Below are 25,899 nucleotides of genomic sequence, written 5' to 3' on the forward strand. Positions count from 1 at the left end.
GCGGGCGGGGTGATGGCGCCGACCTCAAGCTGCTTTCGCGACTCCATCCAACTCCCGCAACACCTCCCCAGACAGCTCCAGCTCCGCCGCCGCCAGGTTCTCCCGCAGATGCTCCACCGACGACGTGCCCGGGATCAGCAGCACATTGGGTGAACGCTGCAGAAGCCACGCCAGCGCCACCTGCATCGGCGTCGCGCCAAGCCGTTTCGCCACACCCGACAGCGCCGAGGACTGCAGCGGGCTGAACCCGCCGAGCGGGAAGAACGGCACATAGGCAGTGCCGTCGCGGGCGAGCTCGTCGATCAGCGCGTCATCGTCCCGGTGCGCCAGATTGTACTGGTTCTGCACGCAGACGATGTCGCAGATCCCTCGGCCTTCCGCGATCTGTGCACGGGTGACGTTGCTGAGGCCGATATGGCGCACCAGGCCCTTGCGTTGCAATTCGGTAAGCGCGGTCAGCGGCGCCTCGATCGAGCCTTCCGCTGGGCCATGCGCATCGAACATGAGGCGCAGATTGACCACGTCCAGCACCTCGAGCCCGAGGTTGCGAAGGTTGTCATGCACGGCTTGCTCGAGCTCCTTCGGCGCGAAGGCCGGCAGCCAGGACGCATCGTCGCCGCGGCGGGCGCCGATCTTGGTGACGATGACGAGGTCGTCGGGATAGGGCGCCAGCGCCTCACGGATCAGCCTGTTGGTCACATGCGGGCCATAGAAATCGCTTGTGTCGATATGGTTCACGCCTTGCGCCACCGCTTCGCGCAGCACGGCGATGGCCGCGTCGTGGTCCTTCGGCGGACCGGACACGCCTTTGCCCGCAAGCTGCATGGCGCCGTAGCCGAGACGCCGGACCGAATGGTCGCCGAGTTTGTAAGTGCCGGATTTGTCTACGCTGGACATTGTGGTTCTCCTTCGCTGTCGGCGAGGGAGATAGGCCATGGCCGCTGTCATGATAATTGGGTATAGTCGAAACGGCTTGTGCGGATTTTCGAACAATGGCGGCTGAACTCAACGATCTCCAGGCGTTCATGGCCGTGGCACGCGCCGGCGGCTTTCGCGAGGGCGCCCGCGCCACGGCCGGCAGCGCGTCCGCGCTCAGCGAAGCCATCCGCCGTCTGGAGACCCAGCTCGGCGTCAGGCTCTTCAACCGCACGACGCGCAGCGTCGCTTTGACCGAGGCTGGTGCCGGCCTGCTGGCGCGGCTCGGCCCGGCTTTGGGCGAGGTCGAGGCGGCGCTGGACGTGGTAAACGGCTTTCGCGACCGGCCCGCCGGAACCTTGCGCCTCAACGTGCCGATAAGCGCTTCGCGCCTGGTGCTGCCCAAGATCGTCCCCGGATTTCTTGCGGCCTATCCTGCCATTCGCCTCGAGGTGATTGCCGAGGAGAACTTTATCGATCTGCTGGTGGCCGGCTGCGATGCGGGCATCCGCTATGACGAGCGGCTGGAGCAGGACATGATCGCGGTGCCGATCGGACCGCGCACGCAGCGCTTCACCACCTCCGCCGCGCCGGCCTACCTTGACCGGCACGGTCGGCCGCAGCATCCCCGTGACCTGCTTGGCCATGCCTGCGTGCGCGGCCGCTTCCCGAGCGGGGTCATGACGCCCTGGGAGTTCGAGCGGGATGGTGAGGTGGTGCGGGTCGATCCCACGGGGCCATTGGTCGTCAGCATCGGTGGCGGCGTCGACCTCGCCGTCGACGCGGCAATTGCTGGCGTCGGCATCCTCTGGCTTTTCGAGGACTGGGTGCGCCCGTATTTCGAGACCGGCGTTCTGGAACCCGTGCTGGAGCCGTGGTGGCAAAGCTTCTCGGGGCCGTTTCTCTACTATCCCGGGCGCCGGCTGGTGCCCGCGCCGCTGCGCGCCTTCATAGACTATATCAAGGCACCGACTGGGCACTGGTAGCAGAAACACTGGTAGCAGAAACAAAAAAGGCCGCCCGGAGGCGGCCTTTCGAAAGCTTGGAACCCGTAAAGCTTAGCGCTTGGAGAACTGGAAGCTGCGGCGGGCCTTCGCCTTGCCGTACTTCTTGCGCTCGACCACGCGGCTGTCGCGGGTAAGGAAGCCGCCCTTCTTGAGCACCGGGCGCAGGCCCGGCTCGTAGTAGGTCAGCGCCTTGGAGATGCCGTGACGCACAGCACCGGCCTGGCCGGAGAGGCCGCCGCCGATGACGGTGGCGATGATGTCGTACTGGCCGGCGCGGTTGGCCGCGACGATCGGCTGGTTGAGGATCATCTGCAGCACCGGACGCGCGAAATAGCTCGCGAATTCCTTGTCGTTGACAGTGATTTTGCCGGAGCCCGGCTTCACCCAGACGCGCGCGATGGCGTTCTTGCGCTTGCCGGTGGCATAGGCGCGGCCCGACTTGTCGAGCTTCTGGACATGCACGGGCGCGGCCGGCTGCGCGGCGACGGTCCCGAGTTCTGCGAGCGAGGAAAGCTCAGCCATTACGAAGCCCTCTTGTTCTTGGAGTTCAGCTTGGCTACGTCGAGCGTGACGGGCTGCTGGGCGGTGTGCGGATGCTCAGTGCCTGCGTAGACGCGGAGATTCTTCATCTGGCGACGGCCAAGCGGACCACGCGGGATCATGCGCTCGACGGCCTTCTCGACGACGCGCTCGGGGAAACGACCCTCGAGCAGCTGGCGCGCGGTGCGCTCCTTGATGCCGCCGGGGTGGCCGGTGTGCCAGTAATAGATCTTGTCGGTGTACTTCTTGCCCGTGAACACCACCTTGTCGGCGTTGATGACGATGACATTGTCGCCATCATCGACATGCGGGGTGAAGGTGGGCTTGTGCTTGCCGCGCAGATGGTTGGCGATGACAGTGGCCAGACGACCGACGACGAGACCTTCGGCGTCGATCAGCACCCACTTCTTCACCACATCCGCAGGCTTCTGCGAAAAGGTAGCCATGGTTTTGCTCTCAGGTTGACCCTTCCCGTCCGCCAGGGGCAGGAAAGGCGTTTCTTGTTGCTTGGATTGGCGGAGCGCCGCCCGCCAATAACAAAACGGCGGCCGTTAAGGGCCGCTGCTTCGAGACGGCTTATAGGCGAGGGTGCCGGACGCGTCAAGGCAATCGAAAACGAACTTGGCGAATAAAATAAAGTAAAAACAATAGCTTGATAAGGTGGTATTATTTTACCGCATCACTCTCGCGCTTCCGCGGGATTGAATAGGTTCCGGTGGCGTGCGCTACGGTCTGGCCGTCCTGTCCAGCGACGATGTCGATGTCGAACACCATCAGGCTTTTGCCGAGCTTCAGGATCCGGCAATGGCCGTCGATCGGCCCTGCCTCCGCCTTGCGCATGAAGTTGATGTCGAGGTTGACCGTCACGGAAAGCGCGTCCGGCCCGGCGTGGCTGAGTACGCAGACATAGCCGCCGATGTCGGCCAGCGTGAAAAGGGCCGGGCCCGAGACCGTGCCACCGGGACGCAGATGCCGTTCATCGGCATTGAGCCGCACCGTGCAGCCACCGGGAAACACTTCGATCGCCTCGTAGGAGGTGAAGTTGTCGTTGAGCTGCGGATAGACGCTTGCCATCAGCGCATTGACTTCGGCCGCGTTGAGCATTGGCTTCAGATTGCTTTGGGCGGGCATGGGCGGCATCCTATATGAGATGGCAAGCTCCGGGCGACAGGCCTGGACCAAGCAGTGCAACGGAGAAAACACGCCTCGCGGCTGTTCTTCAACCGGCAGCGTGCTAGTTCTGTTGCTCCATGGGCTGCGGGAGCAAATCGAGAGGTTTTGCGAAATGGCTGAAGTCGTTGCCATCAAGCCCGCCGTCGCCGACGGCCCCGTTCTTGTCAGCCAGGACAAGGGCGTTTTGCGCCTCACGCTTGCCAGTCCGCCGGCCAATGCGCTCTCGCTGGCGACGATGGCAGCGCTGCAGGCCGAGTTCGATCGCGTGAAGGCCGACAAATCCGTGCGCGTCATCATCCTGGCGGCGTCCGGCAAGGTGTTCTGCGCCGGCCACGACCTCAAGGAAATGACGGCGCACCGTGCTGAAGCGGATCGCGGCAAAGCCTTCTTCGAAAAGACCTTCGCGGCCTGCGCGAAATTGATGCAGACAATCGTGCGCCATCCGAAGCCGGTGATCGCCGAGGTCGATGGTCTCGCCACCGCCGCCGGCTTGCAACTGGTCGCCAGCTGCGACCTTGCCATCGCTTCACATGAAGCGACCTTCTGCACGCCTGGCGTCAATATCGGCCTGTTCTGCTCGACTCCCATGGTGGCGCTGTCGCGCAACGTCTCGCGCAAGCAGGCGATGGAAATGCTTTTGACCGGCGAGACGATCGACGCCGCGACCGCCAAGGATTTCGGCCTGATCAATCGCATCGTGCCGCGCGAATATCTGAATCAGATTGTCAACAAATACGCGCAAACCATTGCATCCAAATCGTCTTTGGTCGTCAGGACCGGCAAGGAAGCTTTCTACGCCCAAGCCGAAATGGGGCTAGCCGACGCTTATGCCCATACCGGCCGCGTGATGGTCGAGAACATGCTGGCGCGAGACGCGGAGGAAGGCATCGGCGCCTTCATCGGCAAGCGCAAGCCGGAATGGACCGACGAGTAGCCGGGTTGAATGAAGCCGCGCCATTCCATCGCTGAAGGTTCGACGTGGCTGCCCGCAAGCAACTGACGCGGCTGAAGGCGCCCTATCTCAAGCGCATCCTGCTTGAGCCGTCGCGCGTCGCGGACTGGGAAAAGTATCCCTGGAGCCTGCCGATCTTCCAGACCCGCGAATTCGAGTTCGAATTCACGAGCGCCATCACCATCATTGTTGGCGAGAACGGCACCGGTAAATCGACATTGCTCGAGGCCATCGGCGCGCTGGCCGGCTATGACGAGGCCGGCGGCGGCAAAGGCTACCGCCCGGTCGACCATTCCATTGCCATCGACAAAAGCGGCGCGTCCCTCGCTGACACGCTGCGCGGTCATTGGCTGCCGAAAGTCACCGCCGGTTGGTTCTTCCGGGCTGAATCCTTCTATTCCGTCGCACGCTATCTCGACCGGGCGGCGCTCGAGGATCCGTTCAAGCCACCGCCGCCCGATTTCCTGTCCTGGTCGCATGGCGAGGGATTTATCCGCTTCTTCGAGGAGCGCTGCCGCCGGCAAGGCATCTACATCCTCGACGAGCCCGAAAGCGCGCTGTCGCCGACGCGCCAGATCGAGCTGCTGAAGCTGCTCCGGCGCATGGAGCGCTCCGGCACCGCGCAGGTGATCATGGCAACGCACTCGCCGCTGCTGATGGCTTGCCCGCACGCGCGGCTCTTCCGCATCAGCCGCTCCGGGCTCGACCTGATCGATTTTCAGGACACCGATCATTTTCGCATGATGCGCGACTTCTGCAGCGATCCGGCTGTCTTTCTCGCCGAAGCGCTGTATGAGGACGAGCCATGAATCACGAGACCTACGACAACGTCTATATCGCCGACATCCTGAACGCGGTGAAGACCGTCGCGATGGTCGGCGCATCGCCCAACGACGTACGGCCGAGCTACTTCGTGCTGAAATATCTTTTGGCCAAGGGCTTTTCGGTGTTTCCGATCAACCCTGGCCATGCCGGCAAGGAGATCCTGGGCCGCACGGTCTATGCCAGCCTGGCCGACCTGCCGCAGCCGGTCGACATGGTCGATGTTTTTCGCGCCTCGTCGGCGGTGCCGGGGATCGTCGACCAGGTGCTCAAGCTCGATCCGTTGCCCAAGGTTCTCTGGATGCAGCTTGGCGTGCGCCATGACGAGGCGGCTGCCCGCGCCGAGGCGGCCGGCATCAGGGTGGTGATGAACCGCTGCCCGAAGATCGAATATGGCAAGCTGTCCGGCGAGATCGGCTGGACCGGCGTCAACTCCGGCGTTCTGTCGTCGAAGAAGCCGATAATGCGACAGGGCTTCCAGAGCTTCGGCGTACGGCAGAAATAGGCGCGCGGTAACTCACGCAAAATTATTCCGGGACGAAATGGATTTTCCCGGGCGTTCGTCGCAGATCGTGCCCCGAAAGGTATTTTCTTCTTTGCATTCCAACTCGGGCTTCGCCAAGAATGCCCGGCAATTTTTTGAAAGATTTGAGAGGGAGGTCTCGATGACCCGTACGCCCGGTTTCAACACTTTAGCCGTTCATGCCGGCGCCAAGCCCGATCCGGCAACCGGCGCCCGCGCCACACCGATCTACCAGACCACCTCCTTTGTCTTCGATGATGCCGACCATGCTGCCTCGCTGTTCGGGCTGAAGGCCTTCGGCAACATCTACACCCGCATCATGAATCCGACGCAGGCGGTGCTCGAGGAGCGCCTGGCAGCGCTGGAAGGCGGCACCGCGGCGCTTGCCGTCGCTTCGGGCCATGCCGCTCAGGTGCTGGTCTTCCACAATCTGATGCAGCCCGGCGACAATTTCGTCGCCGCCAACAAGCTTTATGGCGGCTCGATCAACCAGTTCGGCCATGCCTTCAAGAATTTCGGCTGGGAGGTCCGCTGGGCCGAAGCGAACGATCCGGCGACCTTCGAAAGCCAGATCGACGACAAGACCAAGGCGATCTTCATCGAAAGTCTTGCCAATCCCGGCGGCATCTTCGTCGACATCGAGAAGATCGGCGACATCGCCCGCAGGCACGGCCTGCCGCTGATCGTCGACAACACGCTGGCCTCGCCCTACCTGGTGCGGCCGATCGAGCACGGCGCCGATATCGTCGTGCATTCGCTGACCAAGTTCATTGGCGGGCACGGCAATTCCATCGGCGGCGCCATTGTCGATGGCGGCACCTTCGACTGGTCGAAGTCCGGCAAATATCCGATGCTGTCGCAGCCGCGCCCCGAATATGGCGGCCTTGTGCTGCACGAGACCTTCGGCAATTTTGCCTTCGCCATTGCCGCGCGCGTGCTTGGCCTGCGCGACATCGGCCCGGCGATCTCGCCCTTCAACGCCTTCCTGATCCTGACCGGCCTGGAGACGCTGCCGCTGCGCATGCAGCGTCATTGCGACAACGCGGCGAGCGTAGCCGGCTGGCTCTCCGACCATCCCAAGGTTGCCTGGGTGAACTATCCCGGACTGCCGAGCGACAAGAACAACGCGCTGCAGAAGAAATATTCGCCGCAGGGCGCCGGCGCCGTGTTCACCTTCGGCCTCAAGGGCGGCTACGAGGCCGGCGTCAAGTTCGTCGAGGCGCTGGAACTGTTCTCGCATCTCGCCAATGTCGGCGACACCAAGTCGCTGGTCATCCATCCGGCCTCGACCACGCACCGCCAGCTTTCCGACGAGCAGAAGGTCAAGGCCGGCGCCGGGCCGGACACGGTGCGGCTGTCGATCGGCATCGAGGACGTCAACGACATCGTCGCCGATCTCGATCAGGCGCTCGGCAAGGTCTGATATGTCCGCCTTTCTTGTGGTCGATGTCGACAGCGTCGAACCGGAGGCCGGCGCGCCGGCCCCGGACCGGGTGATCTCGGGCGATCCGAAATTCCGCACCTGGAATGTCGAGGAACGCGACGGCGGCCTCTATGCCGGCATCTGGGAAGCGACACCGGGCAAATGGCGCATCGCCTATGACGAATGGGAATTCTGCCACATCCTGGCCGGCGTTTCGGTCATCACCGAGGACGACGGTGAGGCGCGCACCGTGCGGGCCAGCGACAGTTTCGTGCTGCGACCGGGTTTCAAAGGGACCTGGGAAGTGCTCGAGACCACGCGCAAGGAATATGTGATCCGGCTTTGAATCGGGCCTCTGATCATTCCCGCCGCACATTGTCACCTTGGGAGATTGGCCAGAACGCCCATCGCCTCGTCATTCTATGGCGAAGCAAGGAGCGAAGCGACGCGCGCAGACCATAGAATCCATGCCGTGACGTCGAGGCGCGTGCCACGGCGCAGAATTCTGCTCCGCTTGCATCCTTCGCCGAAGTCACGGAATGGATCCTCGGGTCTTCACTCCGCTTCGCGTCGCTGCGCCCAAGGATGACGAAGCCGCGTAGGCCTCGGCTCAAAACTGGACGGCAACCCGCTCCACCCCGTGGAAATGATAGCTGTCGCGGAAGCGCGGCGTCTCAGCCAGGCGCAGCTTCGGCAGCCGCTCGAACAAGGCCTTCAGCGACACCTGCAATTCCAGCCGCGCCAGCGGCGCGCCGATGCAGAAATGGATGCCGGCACCGAAAGAGACATTCTTCTGGTCCATGCGGGCCGGGTTGAATGTACCGGGCTTGGCAAAGGCCAAGGGGTCGTGATTGCCCATGCCGAGCAGCAGCGCGACCGTCTCGCCCGGCTTGACCAGGATACCCGGCGCCGCTTCGACTTCCTCATAGGCATAGCGCAGGAACATATGCAGCGGCGCGTCGAAGCGCAGGCATTCCTCAACGGTTGCGGCGTTTCTCTCCGGCGTTTCGAAGAAGCGGCGCGGGTCGCCGCCTTGCGCGAGGATCGAGCGCACCGCGTTGCCGGTCTGGTGCACGGTCGCTTCATGGCCGGCATTGAGCAGCAGGATGGCCGACGAAACCAGCTCGTCTTCCGAAAGCTTCTGGCCATTGTCCCGCGCCTCGATCAGCAGCGAAAGCAGATCGTCGCCCGGCTTCTTCCGCCGTTCGGCGACGTAGCCGCGCAGGAAAGTCGCGAAATCGCGCGCGGCGCGGTTGGCCGTGTCCTCGGTTTCGCGCGTCCGGCCGTGCATGTACATGGCGACCATCTGATGCGACCAGTCGAGCAGTTGCGGCCCCATCTCGACCGGAATACCGAGCATCTCGGCGATGATGGTGATCGGCAAGGGCGAGGCGTAAGCGGGCAGGAGGTCGACGCCGTTTGGCGCGAACCTGTCGATCAGCTCGTTGGCCAATGCCGCGATGCGCGGCCGCAGCCGTTCGACCTGGCGTGAAACGAAGGCGCGGTTGACCAGAGTCCGCAGCCGCGTATGCACCGGCGGCTCCAGCTCCAGCATGGAATTGGCCTCGATCGCATCAAAGGCCACGAGATGCGAGCGGTCGTCGCCCACGCCGCGGCTGTCGGGAATCCCGGCCGGGTTCTGGCGGCCGAAGCGGCGGTCGCGCAGCAAGCGGCTGACGTCGTCGAAGCCACCGAAACACCAGAAGCCATAGTCTTCCCAGAAGAAGGCGTTCACGGCGCCATGCAGGAAGGCGTAGGCCTCATAAGGGTTCTGCACGAAGGCCGGCTCGTGCGGGTCGAGACGCAGGCGGCGGCTGGCGGGGTCGAAGTCGAGATAGGCTGGCATCATGATTGACCAATACCGCGCCTTGTCAGCCGATGCCACGCAGCCAGCATTTTGAAAATGTGCGGTTCTGAGGTGTTTCGACTGGCTAGTTCGAAGTCCACAGCCCAATAGGAGCGATAAGTGGAACCGCTAATGTCCGGCTTTCAGGACGCTCGCCACCTTCGCGGCGATTGCCGCGTCGAGTGCCGGCCAGTTCGCGAGCAGTTCGCGTGGAAAGCGGTAGGTGAGGCTGAGGTCGTCGCCGACCTGGATGTCGCGTTCGCAGGGCGCTAGCGATTCCTCCGCGCTCGGCCCGCTCAGGCAGCGGGCGACGAACGGATCCTTGCCGGGACGCTCAGCGACGGCCAGCACCTCGTTCAGATAGCCTGATTTTTCCGCGAAGGCGTAAACCGTCGTGCCGCCCGGACCGGGTGTGCCCGGCTTTTCGATCAGGGCGCTGTAGATCGGCGCAAATCGGCCGCTCATGTCACGCGACATCATCCGCGGCTCGAACGACAGGAAAATGATCTTCCTGGTCGTCGAGTGATTGAAGTCGTCGCGCGCGGCCGTGCTGTAGCCATCCATCTCGGGATAGCGCAGATAGAGATCGAGACGCGAGGCGATGCCGTCGTGCCTCGCCTGGTCGAAGCGGATGAAATTTGCCGGCACGCTGATCAGATTGTTGCCCATGACGATCTGGCGCACCGTCGCGTCGTCGGTATAGCCGGCCATGGCGATCGACCGGCCGAGCCATTTGCCGCCAACGCTGATGGCAACCGACAGCAGCGCCAGCGCCGCGAAGGCATAGAAGACCCGCTTCATCAGCGTCGAATCGACAACCTCGAAGTCCGGGCTCTCGGCGACGGTTGCCTCTCTCATTTGCAATTCCCCGATCCGCCACCTGTCCTTCGGCGGCACAGCCTGCGCGGCACGGCTCTTGCAGCGCGTTGGCACGACTGTGCGTTTTCATGGTAAACGGTTGGTAAACATGGGTCCCGTTGTGCTTGTTCTTTATGCTTTTGCGGTCGGTCTCACCGCTTGCGGGCTGGTCGGGTCGGCCATGGAACTGCTGTCCGGCCGACGCCTGGCCTTTGCCGAACCCCATGTTTCGCCGGTCCATATCGTGCGTTCGCTCGCGGCAACGGCTTGCGCCGGGCCGTTCATGCTCACCAACGAGGCCTTGGCCGCCCGGCGCGAGGGCCGCATCGGCACGATGGCGCTATTGTCCTGCGGTTGCACGGCCATTGCCTGGGCGCTGGCCCTAGGCGTCGTGCTCATCGCCATTGCATCGTGGGCGACCGCCAACTTAGGGTCTTTCGAATTCTCTGGTTGAGACGATTCGGAGGCGAAAAATGCCGATCTATGCGATCGATGGGAAGGCGCCCGAGTTCGAGGACGCCGATACGAACTGGATTGCGCCCGACGCCACGCTGATCGGCAATATCAGGATCGGCCGCCACGCCGGCTTCTGGTTCGGCGTCGTCATCCGCGGCGATGGCGAGCTGATTACGATCGGCGCCGACACCAATTTGCAGGAGCATACAATCATGCACACCGATCCGGGCTTTCCGCTGACCATCGGCGAAGGCTGCACGATCGGCCACAGGGCACTGCTGCATGGCTGCACTATCGGCGACAACAGCTTGGTCGGCATGGGTGCCATCGTGCTGAACGGCGCCAGGATCGGCAACAACTCGCTGGTGGGCGCCGGCGCCCTGGTGACAGAAAACAAGGTTTTTCCGGACAATTCGCTGATCGTCGGCTCGCCCGCCAAGGTGGTAAGGACGCTCGACGACGCGGCGATCGAGCGCCTGCGCGTCTCGGCCGCCCACTATGTGGCCAACGCCAAGCGCTTCAAGGCCAAGCTGAAGGCAGTGTAGTGGCGGCGAGCCGCTTCGCGCACCATTAAACGCGGCGGTTGTTCATCGCTTCGCGCAGCAGGGAAGCGCCGCCTTCGAAGCCTGCCTGCTCCGCGCCTTCCAGTGCCGTTTCGTAATCGTCGATCCGGGTCCTCAGCGAAGGGTCCGCGCCTGAGAGGAGCAGCAGGCGGATCGCTTCAGCGTCACGCCGGGCTACCGCGTAGTGAAGTGGCGTCCAGTCGTTCACACCGCGCATATCAGGGTTGGCGCCATGCGCGAGCAGGATATGGATGACGTCCAGCCGGTCCGGCCGGTCCGTCGACAACGCCGCAATGATCGAGGGAAACCCGGCGTGATCCTCATAATTCGGGCTCGACCCGGCACCGAGCAGGGCGGTGACGAACGCGGCCGGGCTCCAATAGATGGCATATTCCAGCGGATGGCCGAGGCCGAGCTCGAACGGCATCCTCTCGTCGAACCAGCGCGCCGAGCCGCCGAGCGCTTTGCCAAGGGTCTCGAAATCACCTGCTTTGAAGGCGTCGTCGATCGCCTTGGACAGCTTGGCGCGCTCGCAGCGGTCTTCAGGGATCTCTAACATGATGGCTTACTCGGATCTGCCTCTTCCTTTCTTTTCGGCGGGCTTGACCCGTATCCGCATGGACCCGCCTTTGGGATTTTCGATGTCGAAGGCGGCCGTTTTCCTTACCAGGTCGCTCAGTTTGCTGAAGCCGTAGGTTCGCGGGTCGAAATCGGAAAAGAGATTCGAGAGTTGCTTGCCGAAAGTGCCCAGGAGCACCCAGCCATCCTCGCTCTCCATCTGGCCAATGACCTTCTTCAGAATGGGCGTAGCGGCCCGCGGCGCCTGAAGCGGTTTCGTCGCCGGAGCGGCATCTTGAGCATTCCCCGCGCCATGGAGAAGGTTCTCGGTATAGACGAAACGGCGACATGCCTGCCGGAAGCTCTCCGGGGTCTTTTGCTCCCCAAATCCGAACACGTCGACGCCTTGCTCGCGTATGCGCGCAGCAAGTCGAGTGAAGTCGCTGTCGGAAGAAACCAGGCAGAAACCGTCGAAGCGGCCGCTATGAAGCAAATCCATCGCGTCGATCACCAGCGTGATATCCGAGGCGTTCTTGCCGGTGATGTAGGCGAACTGCTGCTGCGGAATGATCGCGTGCTTCGATAGAACCTCTGCCCAGCCCTTCGACCGGGCGTTCGAGAAATCACCATAGATGCGCCGGACGCTTGCCTCGCCGATCTTCGCGATCTCCTCGAACAGTCCGTCGGCAATCTTCGCGGAGGCGTTGTCGGCGTCGATGAGAACCGCAAGGCGAGGTGATCGGGGTTCGGTCGGCATGCAGAACGTCCCAAGGCTGGTGCGCGATGGAGTTTCGGACCGGACAAAACCGGAAACGAGTTTCACGCTGTTTCTGTTGTAGCAGAAGGCGCCCCAAACAGGCCACCGTAACGGTATCACCAGAAACGGCGGAGCCGGCCCCGGGGACAGGGGCCGGCTCCTAAAACCCGGTCGTTGGGGACGGGGAGGGTGGGGACTCGACCGGGTTTTCTCGTTAAGCGCGCCGCATCATTGCGCCGCGCTTGACCGCTTTGTGCACGTCGTTGCCCTAAACCGCTGTGCGCTGCCGGGCGACATGCTCCGCGTCCTAGCGGACGCTGGCGACGGCGTCGTCGCGGCCGTCGTTGATGGTGACCCAAACACCCGAATTCTCGGTCGATTGACGCTTGAGATAGGTGTAGACCGTGTCGTTCCAGGCGAGCACCTTCGGCTCGAGATTGTCGAGGATGAATTCGCCGAGGCTGGTGCGCACGGTCAGCACGGCATGGCCATCGCCATTCGGCTGGCGCACCACCGTCATCAGCAAATTCCCCGCCGGTACGCCCACGGCCATCAGCGCGCGGCGCTTCTCCAGCGCATAGTCTTCGCAATCGCCAACGCTGTTGTCGGGATAGGCCCAGTATTCCTCGACACCGTAGATTTCCATATCGGTGCGCGGCTTGACGCGGGTGTTGACCGAATTGTTGACGTTGACGATGGTCGCCCAAAGCTTGCGCGTCAGCTCGACCGGCGGGCCCTTCGGCGTCCGCTCGTTGCATTCGACCGGAATGCGCTGGCAGAAATCATAGTGACCGACCGGCTGGGTGGTGCGGCCACCCGTATGCATGAAAACCGGTCCCGCGCTTGCCGTTCCCCACGCGGAAAGCTGCATCGCCATTGCCAAGAGCAACAGCTTGCCCCTCGTCATTTTCATTATGGTAGTCTCCCCGTTTGAGAAGACTGTGCCACGATGGGATTTATTTGAGGCAAAAACCCGAAGTAGACATTGAGTAAAACGCCAGTAGAATAAACATAAAATTTGAACTATCGCGATCCCGGATTATTCAGATTTTGCTCGGCTCGCGTGAGATCCTGATGGCGCGCTAGTGCATGTCGTCCAGAAGTGCGCAGCGGTTCTGGGACAACGACATGCATCAAAACAACACTTAAAAGCGCGTCGCCTGAATCCGTTTCAGCGCGACGCGCTTTGGGCGGTCTGCGTCGGGTCTGCAAAAAGGCCAGGCAACAAAAAACCGGCCGTTTGCGGCCGGTTCGCTCTGCGCTTGCGGTGCGGTCGCGTCAGGACCGCGGCGCGTTGAATTCCTGATCCAGGGTTTCCGGCCGCTGGATGACGGCGAACTCTATGGCGACGCCGTCCTCGAAATGGCGCACCACCTGGCCGCGCATGGTTCCGAGCATGACCTGGATGCCGATCGCCGGCTTGACGTCGATCTCGACCGCTGCGCCGGAAAGCGACAGGTCGATGATACGGCACTGATACTGGCGCCCGTCGGTGAGCTGCAGGACGCTCATCGGATTGCGTGGCGCCACGCGCTCATGGCGACGATCCTCGGGCAGGTCGAGTTCATGCTTGTTGGCGAGCCAGGTCAGCTGCGCGGCAAGCTTGTCCTTCTTGCGATCGGAGGCAATGACGGTCATGGCGAAGCCGTCCTGCGAGGTGCGCGTCACGACGCCTTCGACACGGCCGATATGGTCGATATAGGCGATGACCTTCTCGCCCGGCATGCCGATACGGTCAGTACGCAGCGCAACATTGCCGGGTGACATGTCGATCACCTGGCACGGATGCTCGGTGCGGTCTTCCAGCATGAAGCGTCCGTAAATCTTGACCCGGACACGCTGAAAGTTGCGCCGCTCAGCTCGTGACGGTGCATATTCTACCGCCGCTGACCTCATGACTGCCTGCACCTCATTGGCATTCCGCGCGACGATGCGAGGAATTTCATCCAAAAACTACAGCGAAGCAGGTTAACAAACGGGAAAAATCGGCCACGAAAGCCTAAGCCCTGGGGCTGCTAGAAGGCGGAAAAACCAACGCGAGCGAGGCAGAAACCGTACGCGGCGGAGCTTATTCGTGACGCCCGCCGTCGAGGACGACGAGATGGCGGATGCGGCGCACGCGGCCGAGCGCCGAAATGGTTTCCGGGGGATCGAATTCGGACGGAACGAGCGAGGGTACCTCGATCGCCGGCCGGTTCTTCAGGAACATCGGCTCCTTCTCGGGATCTATCACCCGGATCGTGTCGATGAGCGCATCGGCGAGCGGGTCGGCGCCCAACCAGAACGGCTTGTCGGCGGTGCTGATGATGCCGAGGCAGCGCGGGTTCGCGGCGCCCCCGTCCAGCGGCAGCGCCAGAAGCTCGAATTTGTTGGAACGGCCGTTGCGGCTGAAACCCTCGTAAGTCATGAGCAGGACCGATTTCTGATCGAAGACGCCCTGCATGAGTCGCGACACCAGCCGCTGGTCCTTCTCGCGCCAGAGCGAAGGAAAGGAGAAGCCTTTGAGCTCGCGCCCGTAATAGGCGCAGAGCCTTGTGCCGGCCAGCCGGAACACCGCTTCGCCACGGGTGTCGCGCTCGAGGATGAAGGTGTCGGCCAAAAGCGATTTGATGTCCGCCGGCTCCACTTCCGATCGCTTCGGAGCAAGGCGACCATCACGCAACTGGTTCCAATATTGGAACAGCGCGATTGATCCTTTTTCTTTCATTTCCATTCCGCTCCGCACAATCTGTCTTTTGATGTCCCATCGGCGAACAGACAGGGTGCCCTCCGATGACCTTCATGCGGTGCGGAGCAGGATGCGTGCCAGCATCGTTAACGTTTGTTCACCCTTCGGGGTCGTTAAGGTTAACAAGTGGTTTACATTGCGCGCCACGGAAGCGTGTGGCACATCAAAACCACTCCAAAACGGTCGTTTCAGCAGCGATCGGCAGCACTTTCAGTCAAGGGTTTATGGGAGCAGGGGGCTCGACCGGCCGTTCAGGGAAATCCTGAACGGCCTTCTTTTTGATTCGCGCCTGTTCTGATTCGCCCTTTTTTGCCCTGGAGCTGTGGCGATTGGCTGTTTGTGATTCTAGCGGCCGTGATCTACATGCTCGCCGAAACCAGAGTCCCAGACCCGCAAAGGCGCATGAGCGAACCTGTAAGCCCCGCTGAAACCGAACCAAGGCCGGAAGAGGCGCCCGAGCCGCCTCGTCGCGAGCCGGTGTTCAACCTGCCGCCCGCGGTGCTGGCGGTGATCGGCATATGCGTGGCGGTCCATCTGGTGCGCGCCTATCTGCTCACCGATGACCAGGACTTCGCCCTGCTCGTTCGGGCAGCGTTCGTCCCCATTCGCTATTCCGGCCGATACGACCTTGATTTCTATTCCTTTTCCAGCCCTTTCACCTACGCGTTCCTGCATGGCGGCGTGGCTCATCTGTTGATCAACATGGTGTGGCTTGCCGCGTTTGGTTCGCCTTTGGCCAACCGATTTGGCACGCTTCGTTTCGCATTGTTCTTCGCGGTAACAGGCCTCGCCTCGGTCGCACTCTTCTGGGCGCTCCATCCGCTTGGCGAGATGCCGCTGGTCGGCGCGTCGGGCGCGATCTCCGGCATGATGGGAGCGGCGGCACGCTATGGTTTTCGCGTCGACCGCTCGACCGGCGAAGCAGCTTTCGCCGGCGAGGTTCTGCCGATCGCGGCGGTGTTGCGCTCGCGCGGCGTCATGACATTTCTGGGCGTCTGGATGATCATAAATCTGGCCACCGGCTTGCTCGGCTTCGCGCCGGGCATCGACGGCCAGATCGCCTGGGAAGCCCATATTGGCGGCTTCGTCGCCGGCTTTTTCGGACTGCGTTTTTTCGATCGTCCATTGCCTGCGGTCTGAGACCCGCTTCCACTTGAAATGCAACCAATCACGGCGCACCATGTTGCCATGCATGTCGCCCAAAAGCGCGTAGCGCTTTTGGGCGAACGGCATGCATCAAAACACAGACTTAAAGCGCGCTTCGACGCGCTTTAAGTCACCCGGTGCCTTCGTAAGGGCGCCGGGGCGCAAAAGCCGGTCGGGGCGGGGAGCCGGCGTCAACGGCAGTGGAGGACGCCATGACGGTTAAGGCAATTCTTGAAAGCAAGGGCCATGACGTGTTCACGCTTGGGCCCAATGAAAAACTGAGCGCGGCCATTCGCATGCTGGCTGAGCACAGGATCGGCGCGCTCGTCATCACCAACGGCGATCGCAAGATCGTCGGCATTCTCTCGGAGCGCGACATCGTGCGGGTGGTGGCCAAGGAGGGCGCCGCCGCGCTCGACATCCCCGTGCGTTCGGCGATGACGCCGAAGGTGAAGATCTGCAACGAAAATCACACCGTCAACGAGGTCATGGAGATCATGACGAAAGGCCGCTTCCGCCATCTGCCGGTGGAAAAGGGCGGTCAGTTGGACGGCATCGTTTCCATCGGTGACGTGGTCAAGCGCCGCATCGAGGATGTCGAGCGCGAAGCCGAGGAGATCAGGGCCTACATCGCCACCGCCTAGCGGGCGGGAAGCAACTGCTGGCGGGCAGCCGGCGGCGTGTAAGCGCAAGCTGCCCGGGCCTTCGCGCGGCTTTGCGCTTGTCTCGCCGGGCGGTTTGGACTAGCGAGTGACTTTCACTTTTGACGTGAAAATCACGTTTCCAATCTGCAGGCCTCCATGAGCATCATCGACACCCGCACCCCCGACGCAAAACGTCTGATCCCCGGCGCCACTGGCGACTGGGAAATCATCATTGGGCTCGAAGTGCATGCGCAAGTGATCTCCGAAGCAAAACTCTTCTCCGGCGCCTCGACGTCGTTTGGCGCGGCGCCCAACGCCAATGTCAGCCTGGTCGACGCGGCGATGCCCGGCATGCTGCCGGTCATCAACGAGGAATGCGTCAAGCAGGCGATCCGCACCGGGCTGGGATTGAAGGCCGCGATCAACCACAAGTCGGTCTTCGACCGGAAGAACTATTTCTATCCGGACCTGCCGCAGGGCTATCAAATATCGCAGTTCAAGCAGCCGATCGTCGGCGAGGGCAAGGTCATCGTCTCCGTCGGCCCCGACCGCCAGGGCGAGTTCGAGGACATCGAGGTCGGCATCGAGCGCCTGCATCTGGAGCAGGATGCTGGCAAGTCGATGCATGACCAGAACCCGACCATGTCCTATGTCGATCTCAACCGCTCCGGCGTCGCGCTGATGGAGATCGTCTCCAAGCCCGACATCCGCTCGGCCGATGAGGCCAAGGCTTATGTGACGAAGCTGCGCTCGATCATGCGCTATCTCGGCACCTGCGACGGCAACATGGACGAGGGCTCGCTACGCGCGGACGTCAACGTTTCGGTGCGCCGCCCGGGTGGCGAATTCGGCACGCGCTGCGAGATCAAGAACATGAACTCGATCCGCTTTATCGGACAGGCTATCGAATACGAGGCGCGCCGGCAGATCGCCATCCTGGAAGACGGTGGCGCCATCAACCAGGAGACGCGCCTGTTCGACGCCGTCAAGGGCGAGACACGCTCGATGCGATCAAAGGAAGAAGCGCACGATTACCGCTATTTTCCGGACCCCGACCTTCTGCCACTGGAGTTCGATCAGGCCTATGTCGATGCATTGGCGAAGGACCTGCCGGAACTGCCCGACGACAAGAAGACGCGGCTGGTCGACACGCTCGGTCTTTCGGCCTACGACGCCTCCGTCCTGGTGTCGGAGAAGCCGATTGCCGACTATTTTGAGAAGGTGGCGGCCGGGCGCGATGGCAAGCTCGCCGCCAACTGGGTCATCAACGATCTGCTCGGCCAGCTGAACAAGGCCGGCAAAGGCATTGAAAATGCTCCGGTTTCGCCGGAGCAGCTTGGCTCTGTGCTCGACCTGATCAAGGAAGGCACCATTTCCGGCAAGATCGCCAAGGACCTGTTCGAGATCGTCTGGAACGAAGGCGGCGATCCGCGCGCGCTCGTCGAGAGCCGCGGCATGAAGCAGGTCACCGACACAGGCGCCATCGAAAAGGCGGTCGATGAGGTGATCGCCTCCAACCCGGACAAGGCCGAGCAGGCGCGCGCCAAGCCGAGCATGGCCGGCTGGTTCGTCGGCCAGGTCATGAAGGCGACCGGCGGCAAGGCCAACCCGCAGGCGGTCAACGACCTCGTCAAGGCCAAGCTCGGCATCGAATAAGGCGATGTTCGTCCGCACCGCCAGCGAGCGTGACCTGAGCGCCATCCGGGAGCTGCTGGTCGAGACCTGGCACGCGACCTATGATGCTATCTACAGCGTCGAGCGGATCGACCGAACCATCGAGCTTTGGTGTTCGCCGGCAAAATTGAAAGCGCGCATCGAGCGCCCGGATGCGGAGTTTCTGGTCGCCGACGATGGTAAACGCATAGGCGGCGTCGCCTATGCCGAAAGCGCTGACGAGGGCGCTTTGGTCGATCTGGAGCAGCTTCATGTTGCACCGGACCTGCAAGGCCGCGGAATCGGCGGCATGTTGCTTGACGAAGTGATGGACAGCTTTCCCGAAGCCCGCGCGATACGTGTCGAAGTGGCGGACGTGAACGAGCGTGCCGTCGCATTCTATCTGGCGAACGGTTTCGTCCAGATCGGGCGCAGCGACAATTGCGGCCCTGCGCAGTCCGGCATTGCGTCGATCATTCTTGAGCGATCGCTGACCGGCTGATCGCTCGATAGCAGCGCAATTGCTTCACGTTGTTGCGAGTGGAGCGCTGAACGCGACCTTTCATTTGCCGGCCGAAAAGTCCGGCGGCAATGCTGCGACAGCCGACGCGCCTGCGACAGCCTGGTCGACCGGCGGCGCGACGGCGCGGGGGATTGCCATGCCGAGCTTGCCGGAACTGATGCCGACCGAAGTGTCGGACGAGACTTTTGGCGGCGTGACCTATCATGTCGCCGGTGAACTGGTGCCGGTGCTGTCGGTCGATGTGACCAACATGCCGGTCTATTTCGAACACCACATCCTGTTGTGGAAGAACACCACGATCACCATCGGCCTGAAGTCGCTGAAGGGCGCGCTGAAGCGCATGATCGCCGGAATGCAGATCTTCGTCACCGAGGCGTCCGGGCCGGGCATCATCGCCTTCAGCCGCGACGGACCGGGCCATATCGTGCCGATCCATCTGCGGCGCGGCGAGGAGATCCAGGTGCGCGAGCACCAGTTCCTGGCCGCGACCGCCAGCGTCGACTACACCTTCGAGCGCGTGCGCGGCCTGGGAACGATGCTGTTTGGCCAGAGCGGTTTCTTCATCGACCGCTTCCGCGGCGAGACCGGCGACGGCATCGTCTGGCTGCACGGCTACGGCAATGTCTTCGAAAAGCTGCTTGCGCCCGGCGAAACCATCGACATCGAACCCGGCGGCTGGCTGTTCAAGGACGCTTCGGTGAAGATGGATACCAGGATCGACCGGCTTTCCAGCGGCTTCTTCGGCGCCAACATGAATTTCGTCGTCAATCGCTTCACCGGGCCGGGCCGTGTCGGCATCCAGTCGATGTATCTGCATATGCCGTCGGAAGAGTAAGAGGACGCGCATGGTCCGGTTGGATTGAGTCCTCGCTCAGGTGGAGGGAATTTCCACATTGTCGATCAGCCTCGTCGTGCCGAGCCAGGCTGCCGCGAGCAGGCGGCCGTCGCGATCCCGCTGCCAGGGTCCGAGCGTGACACTCGCGCGGGCGGCGACATAGTCGATCTTTTGGAAGCCCGCTGAGACAAGGGCATTCGCAGCGGTATCCATGGCGCCGACTTCATCAGCCTTGGCCGCAAGTGCCGCCGCCGTCTGCCGCAGGACCACATTGAGCTTGCGCGCGATTTCGAGCTCGGCCTCGCCGAGATAGGCATTGCGCGACGACATGGCGAGGCCATGGGCGTCGCGCACCGTCGGCGCGCCGATGATCTCGACGGGCAGGTCGAGATCGCGGCAGAGCTGCCTGACGACGCAAAGCTGCTGGTAATCCTTCTCGCCGAACACGGCGCAATCGGGCGCCGCCTGCAGGAAGAGCTTGGCCACCACGGTCGCGACGCCGTCGAAGAAATTCGGCCTGAAATCCGTCTCGAGGCCTGAGGAGGGGCCGCCCACCGAGATCTTCGTGGCGAATCCGGCGGGATACATTTCACCCACGCCCGGCGTGAAGGCGAGATGCGCCCCCGCATCCCGCAACCGGTCGAGGTCCCGCGCCAGCTGGCGCGGATATTTGTCGAGGTCTTCCGTCGGCGCGAACTGGGTTGGATTGACGAAGATCGAGACGACGCAGCGCTCGGCCCGTTCGAGCGCGATCCTGACCAGCGAGATATGGCCGTCATGCAGCGCGCCCATGGTCGGCACCATGGCGACCCTGAGACCGGCTCGCCGCCAGTCCCGGACCTGCGCGCGAAGGGCGGTGGCGCTGTCGACGACGATTGGCTCGTTCATGTCTCGTCCTTGCCGGATGCCGTCTTGAAGACGTGGTCGGGGCTGGGAAAGGCGCGGCCGCGCACCTCGGCGGCATAACGCGCCGCCGCATCCGCTATCACACTGCGCAAGTCCGCATATTGCTTGACGAATTTCGGCACGCGGTCGACGGTCATGCCGACCATGTCGTCGATCACCAGGATCTGGCCGTCGCAGTCGGCGCTGGCGCCGATCCCGATGGTCGGTATGGAAATATGACGGGTCAGCTTCGCGGCCACGGCCTCCATCGTGCCCTCGATGACGACAGAGAAGGCGCCGGCCTTTTCAACCGCCTCGGCATCGCGGAACAGGGCAGCGATATTGTCCTTTGTCCGGCCCTTGATCTTGTAGCCGCCGTCCTTCTCCACCGACTGCGGCTGCAGCCCGATATGGCCCATGACCGGTATTCCTTCCGCGACGATCGCCGCGATCTGGCCGGCCATGCCGACGCCGCCCTCGAGCTTCACGGCCTGGCAGCCTGTTTCCTCGACGATGCGCCTTGCCGACGCCACGGCCTGTGCCGGCGAGGCCTCATAGCTGCCGGCCGGCATGTCGACCACGACGCAGCCCTGGGCCGAGCCGCGCATCACGGCCTGGCCATGCGCGATCATCATGTCCAGCGAGGCGCCGAGCGTCGTGGCGTGGCCATGCAGGACCATGGCGACGCTGTCGCCGACCAGGAGCAGGTCGACATGCGGATCGAGCAGGCGGGCGACAGGATAGGTGTAGGCGGTGAGGCAGACGATCGGCACGCCGCCCTTGCGGCGGCGAATGTCTTCGGCGTTGATCCGGCTGTCGGCGGACGGATCCCGGGTCAATCGTCACCTCCCTCAGGTGCGCCCGAAACGGGCGGCCGAGCTTTAGAAAGACGGGCCGCGCTTGGCAAGCCGCGCTGTGGCTGGCAGCACGGCTGCATCGATTTAATGCATGTCGCCTAAAAGGCCGCAGCGGTTTTCGGATAACGACATGCATCAAGTAAGAACGCACGAAGCATTGCGTTCGGGACATGGCAAAACTCTTGCCTTCGCGGTGGCGTGACGCCATAAGCAGGGGAAAGGCGCAGCCGCTGCCGCCGCGAGGATCTGGATGAAAACTTTCCTGCTGCAGTTTTTCACTTGGTGGAACAGCCAGACGCTCGGCACCCGCTTCCACACCTGGCGCTTCGGCAAGCGGGTCGGCGAGGACGAGGCCGGCAATGTCTATTACGAGGGCGGCATCGATTCGGAAGGCCGCACCCGCCGCTGGGTCATCTATCGCGACTATTCGGAAGCCTCGAATATCCCGCCGGGTTGGCATGGCTGGATTCACCACCGCGTCGACACAGCTCCATCGAGCGAGAGCTACGAGGCTCGCGAGTGGCAGAAAGAGCATCGGCCGAACCTGACTGGAACGCCCGGCGCCTATCGTCCGCAGGGTTCCATCCTGACCAACCAGCACCGCCCGCAGGTAACCGGCGACTATGACGCCTGGACGCCCGGTTCCTAAACGCGTCTTTCGGTCCTTTGTCGCCACAATTGGCGTTTAGCTGCTTGCTGATATCGCAGCCATGATTAGCCTTGGGCGATTGAGAGAATCACCCGGGCGCAACCACCGGTATCCTTGCATGAGTTATTTCGGCCGAATCTCGACGGGACTGTTCACGGCAGCTTCCGTTTTGGCCGCCTCGACGGCGGTATTCGCCGCCGCGCCGGCGCCGGCCGCGGCACCTTCGGCCTCCGAGCGCGTCACCAATCCGGTAGCGGAGTTTGCCGGCATCGATAAGATCACCGGCCGCATCATCACCTTCGACGTCTATATCGACGAGACCGTGCAGTTCGGTGCTTTGCAGGTGACGCCTCGCGTCTGCTATTCGCGGCCGGATACGGAGCAGCCCAAGACCGATTCCTTCGTCGAGGTCGACGAGATCACGCTCGACCGCAAGATCCGCCGCATCTTCACCGGCTGGATGTTTGCCGAAAGTCCGGGCCTCAACGCCGTCGAGCATGCGGTCTATGACGTCTGGCTCAAAGGCTGCAAGCAGAAGTCGGATGTGCCCCCGCCGACCGCGGCCAAGGCCGACACTGGTAAGCCGAAGACCGAAGCCGCCAAGCCCAACGCTCCGGCGCAACCGGCCGACGCCGCGCCCGAGCCGGCTGACGACGAGCCCGCCACCGCCAACTGATCTCGGAACCTGCCCGCGCCTGAGCCGTTCCAGATCGGCGTCAGGCGAGGAGGATTCCGCGATGACCACCAATAAGCCGATGACCGCCAGCAAGGAGGAGCTTCTCGACATCGAGAGAGGCTTCTGGAGCGGCGATTCTGCCTACTACGAAGCCAATGCGGACACGGAATGCCTGGTCTCGTTTCCGCAGATGGCCAAGGCGATGACCAACGCCGAATTGGCGGCGACGGCCAGCAAGCCCAACCGCTGGCACGACCTCGACATCAAGCTGAAAGGCATGGTCGAACCCGGCAGCGACATCGTCATGCTGACCTACGAGGCACGCGCGACGCGCGACAATGGCGAACGCTATGCCGCCCTCATCAGCACAGGCTATGTCCATCGCGTCAACGGCTGGATGATGATGTTCCATGCGCAGACGCCGATGGATATGGCGCAAGACTGATCTTCAAGGATAGAAGACAGCCTCGCCCTTCAGCGCCTCCGCGAGCAGCTTCTCATACTGGCCGCGCGGCACGTCGACGGCGCCGAAGCGCTTCAAATGCTCGGTGGTGAACTGCGTGTCGAGCAGCGCGAAGCCGCGTGCCTTCAGCCGCTCGACGAGATGGTAGAGACAGGTCTTCGAAGCGTCGGTTTCCCTGGCGAACATGCTTTCGCCGAAGAAGACGCGACCGAGCGAGACGCCGTAAAGGCCGCCGACCAGCCGTTCCTCGCGCCACGCTTCGACCGAATGGCAGTGGCCCAGGCGATGGAGCTCGACATAGGCTTCGCGGATCGGCGCGTTGATCCAGGTCGAGCGACGCTCTTCGCGCTTTTCTGCGCAGCCATCGATCGTCGCCTCGAAATCGAAATCGTACCGGATGTCGAACGGATGCTTGCGGACCGTCTTCTTCAGGCTGCGCGGTGTGTGGAACCTGTCCAGCGGAATGATGCCGCGCGTTTCCGGCCGCACCCAGAACACTTCCGGGTCATTGGCGCTCTCGGCCATCGGGAAGACGCCCGAGGCGTAAGCCCTGAGCAGCAGGTCGGTCGGGATGCGATAGCCTGGCGCGTAGGGGCGGGTCATCGCATCCCCGTGCTATTCACCTTTGGCCAGATATTCTTCCAGCCAGTGGATGTCGTAGTCGCCATTGGCGATGTCGGGATTGCCGACAAGGTCGCGGAACAGCGGCAGCGTGGTCTTGATGCCGTCGACGACGAATTCGTCGAGCGCGCGGCGTAGCCGCATCATGCATTCGACGCGGTTGCGGCCGTGCACGATCAGCTTGCCGATAAGGCTGTCGTAGTAAGGCGGGATCTTGTAGCCGGAATAGACGCCGGAATCGACGCGGATGCCGAGGCCGCCGGGCGTATGGAAATGCGTGATCGTGCCGGGCGAGGGCGTGAAGGTGCGCGGATCCTCGGCGTTGATGCGGCATTCGATGGCATGGCCGTTGAACTTGATGTCTTCCTGCCTGACCGACAGCCCGCCGCCGGAAGCGACGCGGATCTGCTCGTGCACAAGGTCGATGCCGGTGATCGCTTCGGTCACCGGATGCTCGACCTGCAGGCGCGTGTTCATCTCGATGAAGTAGAACTCGCCGTTCTCGTAGAGGAATTCGATCGTGCCGGCGCCGGAATAGCCTAGGTCGGCAATCGCCGTGGCGCAGATGCCGCCGATGCGCGAACGCTCCTCGGCATTGAGGGCTGGTGAATTGGCTTCCTCCCAGACCTTCTGGTGACGGCGCTGCAGCGAGCAGTCGCGCTCGCCGAAATGCACGCCGTGGCCGGCGCCGTCGCCGAATACCTGCACCTCGATATGGCGCGGCTTCTGCAGATACTTTTCGATATAGACGGCGTCGTCGCCGAAGGCCGCGCCGGCTTCCGACTTTGCCGTCTGCAGCGCGACTTCGAGGTCAGCTTCGGTCAGCGCCACCTTCATGCCGCGGCCACCGCCGCCGGCGGAGGCCTTGATGATCACCGGATAGCCGATCTCGGCGGCGACGCGCTTGGCTTCCTTCTCCTCGCTGATCGCGCCGTCGGATCCGGGCACGACGGGGATGCCGAGCCGCTTTGCCGTGCGCTTGGCCTCGATCTTGTCGCCCATGATGCGGATATGGTCGCCCGACGGGCCGATGAAGGTGATGTTGTGGGCGGCAAGGATGTCGGCGAACTTGGCGTTTTCCGACAGGAAGCCGTAGCCCGGATGCACGGCGTCGGCGCCGGTGATCTCGCAGGCGGCGACGATTTGATGGATGTTGAGATAGCTTTCGCGCGAAGGCGGCGGGCCGATGCAGACGCTTTCGTCGGCAAGCCGCACATGCATGGCATCCGAATCCGCCGTCGAATGGACGACCACCGTCTGGATGCCGAGCTCCTTGCAGGCGCGCAGCACCCTGAGGGCGATTTCGCCGCGATTGGCGATGAGGATCTTTTGAAACATCCGGCCCGCTCTACTCGATGACCACGAGCGGCATGCCGTATTCGACCGGTTGGGCGTCCTCGATAAGGACCGCCGTCACCGTGCCGGCGCGCGGCGACGGGATCTGGTTCATCGTCTTCATCGCTTCGATGATGAGCAGCGTCTGGCCTTCCTTGACCTTCTGGCCGATCTCGACGAACGGCTTGGCATCGGGCGAGGGCGCCAGATACGCGGTGCCGACCATCGGCGAGGGTATGGCGTTCTTGGACAAATCGGCGCCCGCAGCCGGGGCGACCGCGCCCGGCTGAGCCGCAGCCAAGGAACCCGCGGCAATCGCGGGCAGCGGCGCGGCGACCGCATGGACGGCCTGCGCCTGGCGCGACACGCGCACCTTGAGATCGCCGAGCTCGACCTCGATCTCAGTCAGGTTGGTGTCGTTCAGTATGCCCGCAAGGTCGCGGATCAGCTGCTGGTCAACACCGTTCTTCTTTATCGACATTTTCGAGCCT

At 62.9% G+C, this 25,899-nt stretch carries 32 protein-coding genes; 16 read left to right on the forward strand and 16 right to left on the reverse strand.

Going from position 1 to position 25,899, the window contains the following annotated elements; genetic code table 11:
* Positions 1-24: 24 nt before the first annotated feature.
* Positions 25-897, reverse strand: a complete 873-nt coding sequence (locus AC0L2L_RS21870) for an aldo/keto reductase family oxidoreductase (protein WP_473581093.1) — start codon at positions 895-897, stop codon at positions 25-27.
* Positions 898-992: 95 nt separating this feature from the next.
* Between AC0L2L_RS21870 and AC0L2L_RS21875 the strand changes: the two genes are divergently transcribed.
* Complete coding sequence (locus AC0L2L_RS21875; RefSeq protein ID WP_473581095.1) at positions 993-1,901, forward strand: LysR family transcriptional regulator; 909 nt, start codon at positions 993-995, stop codon at positions 1,899-1,901.
* A 72-nt stretch (positions 1,902-1,973) separates the two neighbouring features.
* Here AC0L2L_RS21875 and rpsI read toward each other — a convergent pair whose 3' ends face one another.
* The 3 genes from rpsI to AC0L2L_RS21890 all read right to left on the reverse strand — a co-directional run bounded on the left by rpsI (position 1,974) and on the right by AC0L2L_RS21890 (position 3,593).
* Positions 1,974-2,444, reverse strand: coding sequence for a 30S ribosomal protein S9 (rpsI, locus tag AC0L2L_RS21880; protein WP_036260393.1), 471 nt, complete (start codon positions 2,442-2,444; stop codon positions 1,974-1,976).
* Entirely contained in the window at positions 2,444-2,908 is a 465-nt protein-coding gene (gene rplM / locus AC0L2L_RS21885) for a 50S ribosomal protein L13 (protein ID WP_473581097.1), read from the reverse strand. The genes rpsI and rplM overlap by 1 nt, the downstream gene beginning before the upstream one ends.
* A 220-nt stretch (positions 2,909-3,128) precedes the next feature.
* A complete protein-coding gene (locus AC0L2L_RS21890; RefSeq protein ID WP_473581099.1) occupies positions 3,129-3,593 on the reverse strand; it encodes a PaaI family thioesterase in 465 nt (154 codons plus the stop codon).
* 154 nt (positions 3,594-3,747) lie between these two features.
* Here AC0L2L_RS21890 and AC0L2L_RS21895 point away from each other — a divergent pair, with 154 nt between their 5' ends.
* From AC0L2L_RS21895 to AC0L2L_RS21915, 5 genes are all read left to right on the forward strand, one after another.
* Entirely contained in the window at positions 3,748-4,569 is an 822-nt protein-coding gene (locus AC0L2L_RS21895; RefSeq protein WP_473581101.1) for an enoyl-CoA hydratase, read from the forward strand.
* 44 nt (positions 4,570-4,613) lie between these two features.
* A complete protein-coding gene (locus AC0L2L_RS21900) occupies positions 4,614-5,396 on the forward strand; it encodes an AAA family ATPase (RefSeq protein ID WP_473581102.1) in 783 nt (260 codons plus the stop codon).
* A complete protein-coding gene (locus tag AC0L2L_RS21905; protein ID WP_473581103.1) occupies positions 5,393-5,914 on the forward strand; it encodes a CoA-binding protein in 522 nt (173 codons plus the stop codon). The genes AC0L2L_RS21900 and AC0L2L_RS21905 overlap by 4 nt, the downstream gene beginning before the upstream one ends.
* Before the next feature lie 160 nt (positions 5,915-6,074).
* Complete coding sequence (locus tag AC0L2L_RS21910) at positions 6,075-7,355, forward strand: O-acetylhomoserine aminocarboxypropyltransferase (protein WP_473581105.1); 1,281 nt, start codon at positions 6,075-6,077, stop codon at positions 7,353-7,355.
* Position 7,356: 1 nt separating this feature from the next.
* On the forward strand, positions 7,357-7,701 hold the full coding sequence (locus tag AC0L2L_RS21915; protein WP_473581107.1) for a cupin domain-containing protein: 345 nt from the start codon (positions 7,357-7,359) through the stop codon (positions 7,699-7,701).
* A gap of 264 nt (positions 7,702-7,965) precedes the next feature.
* Here AC0L2L_RS21915 and AC0L2L_RS21920 read toward each other — a convergent pair whose 3' ends face one another.
* Positions 7,966-9,204 (reverse strand): cytochrome P450, encoded by a 1,239-nt coding sequence (locus AC0L2L_RS21920; protein ID WP_473581109.1) that lies wholly within the window; start codon positions 9,202-9,204, stop codon positions 7,966-7,968.
* Between the two features lie 126 nt (positions 9,205-9,330).
* Complete coding sequence (locus AC0L2L_RS21925; protein WP_473581111.1) at positions 9,331-10,059, reverse strand: hypothetical protein; 729 nt, start codon at positions 10,057-10,059, stop codon at positions 9,331-9,333.
* Positions 10,060-10,168: 109 nt separating this feature from the next.
* Here AC0L2L_RS21925 and AC0L2L_RS21930 point away from each other — a divergent pair, with 109 nt between their 5' ends.
* Both AC0L2L_RS21930 and AC0L2L_RS21935 read left to right on the forward strand, forming a co-directional pair.
* Entirely contained in the window at positions 10,169-10,513 is a 345-nt protein-coding gene (locus AC0L2L_RS21930; protein ID WP_473581279.1) for a DUF6949 family protein, read from the forward strand.
* Between the two features lie 19 nt (positions 10,514-10,532).
* The gene (locus AC0L2L_RS21935; protein WP_473581113.1) at positions 10,533-11,060 is read left to right on the forward strand and encodes a gamma carbonic anhydrase family protein; all 528 of its coding nucleotides are present in this window, start codon (positions 10,533-10,535) and stop codon (positions 11,058-11,060) included.
* Between the two features lie 25 nt (positions 11,061-11,085).
* Here AC0L2L_RS21935 and AC0L2L_RS21940 read toward each other — a convergent pair whose 3' ends face one another.
* The 5 genes from AC0L2L_RS21940 to AC0L2L_RS21960 form a co-directional block, all read right to left on the reverse strand.
* Positions 11,086-11,637, reverse strand: coding sequence for an ankyrin repeat domain-containing protein (locus AC0L2L_RS21940; RefSeq protein ID WP_473581115.1), 552 nt, complete (start codon positions 11,635-11,637; stop codon positions 11,086-11,088).
* 6 nt (positions 11,638-11,643) lie between these two features.
* Positions 11,644-12,393 (reverse strand): NYN domain-containing protein, encoded by a 750-nt coding sequence (locus AC0L2L_RS21945; RefSeq protein WP_473581117.1) that lies wholly within the window; start codon positions 12,391-12,393, stop codon positions 11,644-11,646.
* Between the two features lie 307 nt (positions 12,394-12,700).
* Positions 12,701-13,306: a transglutaminase-like cysteine peptidase gene (locus tag AC0L2L_RS21950; RefSeq protein WP_473581119.1), complete on the reverse strand. Its 606-nt coding sequence runs from the start codon at positions 13,304-13,306 to the stop codon at positions 12,701-12,703.
* 365 nt (positions 13,307-13,671) lie between these two features.
* Positions 13,672-14,289 carry a PilZ domain-containing protein gene (locus AC0L2L_RS21955; RefSeq protein ID WP_027170437.1) on the reverse strand — a complete coding sequence of 206 codons (618 nt, stop codon included), beginning with the start codon at positions 14,287-14,289 and terminating at the stop codon, positions 13,672-13,674.
* A gap of 172 nt (positions 14,290-14,461) precedes the next feature.
* Positions 14,462-15,100, reverse strand: a complete 639-nt coding sequence (locus AC0L2L_RS21960; protein WP_473581121.1) for a PAS domain-containing protein — start codon at positions 15,098-15,100, stop codon at positions 14,462-14,464.
* Between the two features lie 423 nt (positions 15,101-15,523).
* On the opposite strand from AC0L2L_RS21960, the gene AC0L2L_RS21965 reads away from it, so the two are divergent.
* From AC0L2L_RS21965 to AC0L2L_RS21985, 5 genes are all read left to right on the forward strand, one after another.
* Positions 15,524-16,261, forward strand: a complete 738-nt coding sequence (locus tag AC0L2L_RS21965; RefSeq protein WP_473581122.1) for a rhomboid family intramembrane serine protease — start codon at positions 15,524-15,526, stop codon at positions 16,259-16,261.
* Positions 16,262-16,479: 218 nt separating this feature from the next.
* Positions 16,480-16,911: a CBS domain-containing protein gene (locus AC0L2L_RS21970; RefSeq protein WP_473581124.1), complete on the forward strand. Its 432-nt coding sequence runs from the start codon at positions 16,480-16,482 to the stop codon at positions 16,909-16,911.
* A 156-nt stretch (positions 16,912-17,067) separates the two neighbouring features.
* Positions 17,068-18,567, forward strand: coding sequence for an Asp-tRNA(Asn)/Glu-tRNA(Gln) amidotransferase subunit GatB (gene gatB / locus AC0L2L_RS21975; protein WP_473581126.1), 1,500 nt, complete (start codon positions 17,068-17,070; stop codon positions 18,565-18,567).
* Positions 18,568-18,571: 4 nt separating this feature from the next.
* On the forward strand, positions 18,572-19,066 hold the full coding sequence (locus AC0L2L_RS21980; protein WP_473581128.1) for a GNAT family N-acetyltransferase: 495 nt from the start codon (positions 18,572-18,574) through the stop codon (positions 19,064-19,066).
* Between the two features lie 19 nt (positions 19,067-19,085).
* A complete protein-coding gene (locus AC0L2L_RS21985; protein WP_473581130.1) occupies positions 19,086-19,922 on the forward strand; it encodes an AIM24 family protein in 837 nt (278 codons plus the stop codon).
* A gap of 36 nt (positions 19,923-19,958) precedes the next feature.
* On the opposite strand, the gene panC is transcribed toward AC0L2L_RS21985, so the two are convergent.
* A complete protein-coding gene (gene panC / locus AC0L2L_RS21990; protein WP_473581132.1) occupies positions 19,959-20,810 on the reverse strand; it encodes a pantoate--beta-alanine ligase in 852 nt (283 codons plus the stop codon).
* The gene (gene panB / locus AC0L2L_RS21995) at positions 20,807-21,646 is read right to left on the reverse strand and encodes a 3-methyl-2-oxobutanoate hydroxymethyltransferase (RefSeq protein WP_473581134.1); all 840 of its coding nucleotides are present in this window, start codon (positions 21,644-21,646) and stop codon (positions 20,807-20,809) included. The genes panC and panB overlap by 4 nt, the downstream gene beginning before the upstream one ends.
* A gap of 268 nt (positions 21,647-21,914) precedes the next feature.
* Here panB and AC0L2L_RS22000 point away from each other — a divergent pair, with 268 nt between their 5' ends.
* The 3 genes from AC0L2L_RS22000 (at position 21,915) to AC0L2L_RS22010 (ending at position 23,434) form a co-directional block, all read left to right on the forward strand.
* Complete coding sequence (locus AC0L2L_RS22000) at positions 21,915-22,313, forward strand: NADH:ubiquinone oxidoreductase subunit NDUFA12 (RefSeq protein ID WP_473581136.1); 399 nt, start codon at positions 21,915-21,917, stop codon at positions 22,311-22,313.
* A gap of 118 nt (positions 22,314-22,431) precedes the next feature.
* Positions 22,432-22,989 carry a DUF2155 domain-containing protein gene (locus AC0L2L_RS22005; protein ID WP_473581138.1) on the forward strand — a complete coding sequence of 186 codons (558 nt, stop codon included), beginning with the start codon at positions 22,432-22,434 and terminating at the stop codon, positions 22,987-22,989.
* Between the two features lie 61 nt (positions 22,990-23,050).
* Positions 23,051-23,434: a hypothetical protein gene (locus AC0L2L_RS22010; protein ID WP_473581140.1), complete on the forward strand. Its 384-nt coding sequence runs from the start codon at positions 23,051-23,053 to the stop codon at positions 23,432-23,434.
* A gap of 3 nt (positions 23,435-23,437) precedes the next feature.
* Here the strand turns inward: AC0L2L_RS22010 and aat are convergent, their stop codons facing one another.
* The 3 genes from aat to accB are packed head-to-tail and all read right to left on the reverse strand — an operon-like array spanning position 23,438 to position 25,889.
* The gene (gene aat, locus AC0L2L_RS22015; RefSeq protein WP_473581141.1) at positions 23,438-24,055 is read right to left on the reverse strand and encodes a leucyl/phenylalanyl-tRNA--protein transferase; all 618 of its coding nucleotides are present in this window, start codon (positions 24,053-24,055) and stop codon (positions 23,438-23,440) included.
* A gap of 12 nt (positions 24,056-24,067) precedes the next feature.
* On the reverse strand, positions 24,068-25,411 hold the full coding sequence (accC, locus tag AC0L2L_RS22020) for an acetyl-CoA carboxylase biotin carboxylase subunit (protein WP_027170424.1): 1,344 nt from the start codon (positions 25,409-25,411) through the stop codon (positions 24,068-24,070).
* A gap of 10 nt (positions 25,412-25,421) precedes the next feature.
* Positions 25,422-25,889 carry an acetyl-CoA carboxylase biotin carboxyl carrier protein gene (gene accB, locus AC0L2L_RS22025; RefSeq protein ID WP_473581142.1) on the reverse strand — a complete coding sequence of 156 codons (468 nt, stop codon included), beginning with the start codon at positions 25,887-25,889 and terminating at the stop codon, positions 25,422-25,424.
* Between the last annotated feature and the right edge of the window lie 10 nt (positions 25,890-25,899).

This window comes from Mesorhizobium sp. WSM4832 (assembly GCF_055811115.1).

Coding starts and splice junctions, on each gene's coding strand:
- AC0L2L_RS21870 (WP_473581093.1), bottom strand. CDS start 897: ATGTCCAGCGTAGACAAATCCGGCACTTACAAACTCGGCGACCATTCG.
- AC0L2L_RS21875 (WP_473581095.1), top strand. CDS start 993: ATGGCGGCTGAACTCAACGATCTCCAGGCGTTCATGGCCGTGGCACGC.
- rpsI (WP_036260393.1), bottom strand. CDS start 2,444: ATGGCTGAGCTTTCCTCGCTCGCAGAACTCGGGACCGTCGCCGCGCAG.
- rplM (WP_473581097.1), bottom strand. CDS start 2,908: ATGGCTACCTTTTCGCAGAAGCCTGCGGATGTGGTGAAGAAGTGGGTG.
- AC0L2L_RS21890 (WP_473581099.1), bottom strand. CDS start 3,593: ATGCCCGCCCAAAGCAATCTGAAGCCAATGCTCAACGCGGCCGAAGTC.
- AC0L2L_RS21895 (WP_473581101.1), top strand. CDS start 3,748: ATGGCTGAAGTCGTTGCCATCAAGCCCGCCGTCGCCGACGGCCCCGTT.
- AC0L2L_RS21905 (WP_473581103.1), top strand. CDS start 5,393: ATGAATCACGAGACCTACGACAACGTCTATATCGCCGACATCCTGAAC.
- AC0L2L_RS21910 (WP_473581105.1), top strand. CDS start 6,075: ATGACCCGTACGCCCGGTTTCAACACTTTAGCCGTTCATGCCGGCGCC.
- AC0L2L_RS21915 (WP_473581107.1), top strand. CDS start 7,357: ATGTCCGCCTTTCTTGTGGTCGATGTCGACAGCGTCGAACCGGAGGCC.
- AC0L2L_RS21920 (WP_473581109.1), bottom strand. CDS start 9,204: ATGATGCCAGCCTATCTCGACTTCGACCCCGCCAGCCGCCGCCTGCGT.
- AC0L2L_RS21925 (WP_473581111.1), bottom strand. CDS start 10,059: ATGAGAGAGGCAACCGTCGCCGAGAGCCCGGACTTCGAGGTTGTCGAT.
- AC0L2L_RS21930 (WP_473581279.1), top strand. CDS start 10,169: ATGGGTCCCGTTGTGCTTGTTCTTTATGCTTTTGCGGTCGGTCTCACC.
- AC0L2L_RS21935 (WP_473581113.1), top strand. CDS start 10,533: ATGCCGATCTATGCGATCGATGGGAAGGCGCCCGAGTTCGAGGACGCC.
- AC0L2L_RS21940 (WP_473581115.1), bottom strand. CDS start 11,637: ATGTTAGAGATCCCTGAAGACCGCTGCGAGCGCGCCAAGCTGTCCAAG.
- AC0L2L_RS21945 (WP_473581117.1), bottom strand. CDS start 12,393: ATGCCGACCGAACCCCGATCACCTCGCCTTGCGGTTCTCATCGACGCC.
- AC0L2L_RS21950 (WP_473581119.1), bottom strand. CDS start 13,306: ATGAAAATGACGAGGGGCAAGCTGTTGCTCTTGGCAATGGCGATGCAG.
- AC0L2L_RS21955 (WP_027170437.1), bottom strand. CDS start 14,289: ATGAGGTCAGCGGCGGTAGAATATGCACCGTCACGAGCTGAGCGGCGC.
- AC0L2L_RS21960 (WP_473581121.1), bottom strand. CDS start 15,100: ATGAAAGAAAAAGGATCAATCGCGCTGTTCCAATATTGGAACCAGTTG.
- AC0L2L_RS21965 (WP_473581122.1), top strand. CDS start 15,524: ATGAGCGAACCTGTAAGCCCCGCTGAAACCGAACCAAGGCCGGAAGAG.
- AC0L2L_RS21970 (WP_473581124.1), top strand. CDS start 16,480: ATGACGGTTAAGGCAATTCTTGAAAGCAAGGGCCATGACGTGTTCACG.
- gatB (WP_473581126.1), top strand. CDS start 17,068: ATGAGCATCATCGACACCCGCACCCCCGACGCAAAACGTCTGATCCCC.
- AC0L2L_RS21980 (WP_473581128.1), top strand. CDS start 18,572: ATGTTCGTCCGCACCGCCAGCGAGCGTGACCTGAGCGCCATCCGGGAG.
- panC (WP_473581132.1), bottom strand. CDS start 20,810: ATGAACGAGCCAATCGTCGTCGACAGCGCCACCGCCCTTCGCGCGCAG.
- AC0L2L_RS22000 (WP_473581136.1), top strand. CDS start 21,915: ATGAAAACTTTCCTGCTGCAGTTTTTCACTTGGTGGAACAGCCAGACG.
- AC0L2L_RS22005 (WP_473581138.1), top strand. CDS start 22,432: ATGAGTTATTTCGGCCGAATCTCGACGGGACTGTTCACGGCAGCTTCC.
- AC0L2L_RS22010 (WP_473581140.1), top strand. CDS start 23,051: ATGACCACCAATAAGCCGATGACCGCCAGCAAGGAGGAGCTTCTCGAC.
- aat (WP_473581141.1), bottom strand. CDS start 24,055: ATGACCCGCCCCTACGCGCCAGGCTATCGCATCCCGACCGACCTGCTG.
- accC (WP_027170424.1), bottom strand. CDS start 25,411: ATGTTTCAAAAGATCCTCATCGCCAATCGCGGCGAAATCGCCCTCAGG.
- accB (WP_473581142.1), bottom strand. CDS start 25,889: ATGTCGATAAAGAAGAACGGTGTTGACCAGCAGCTGATCCGCGACCTT.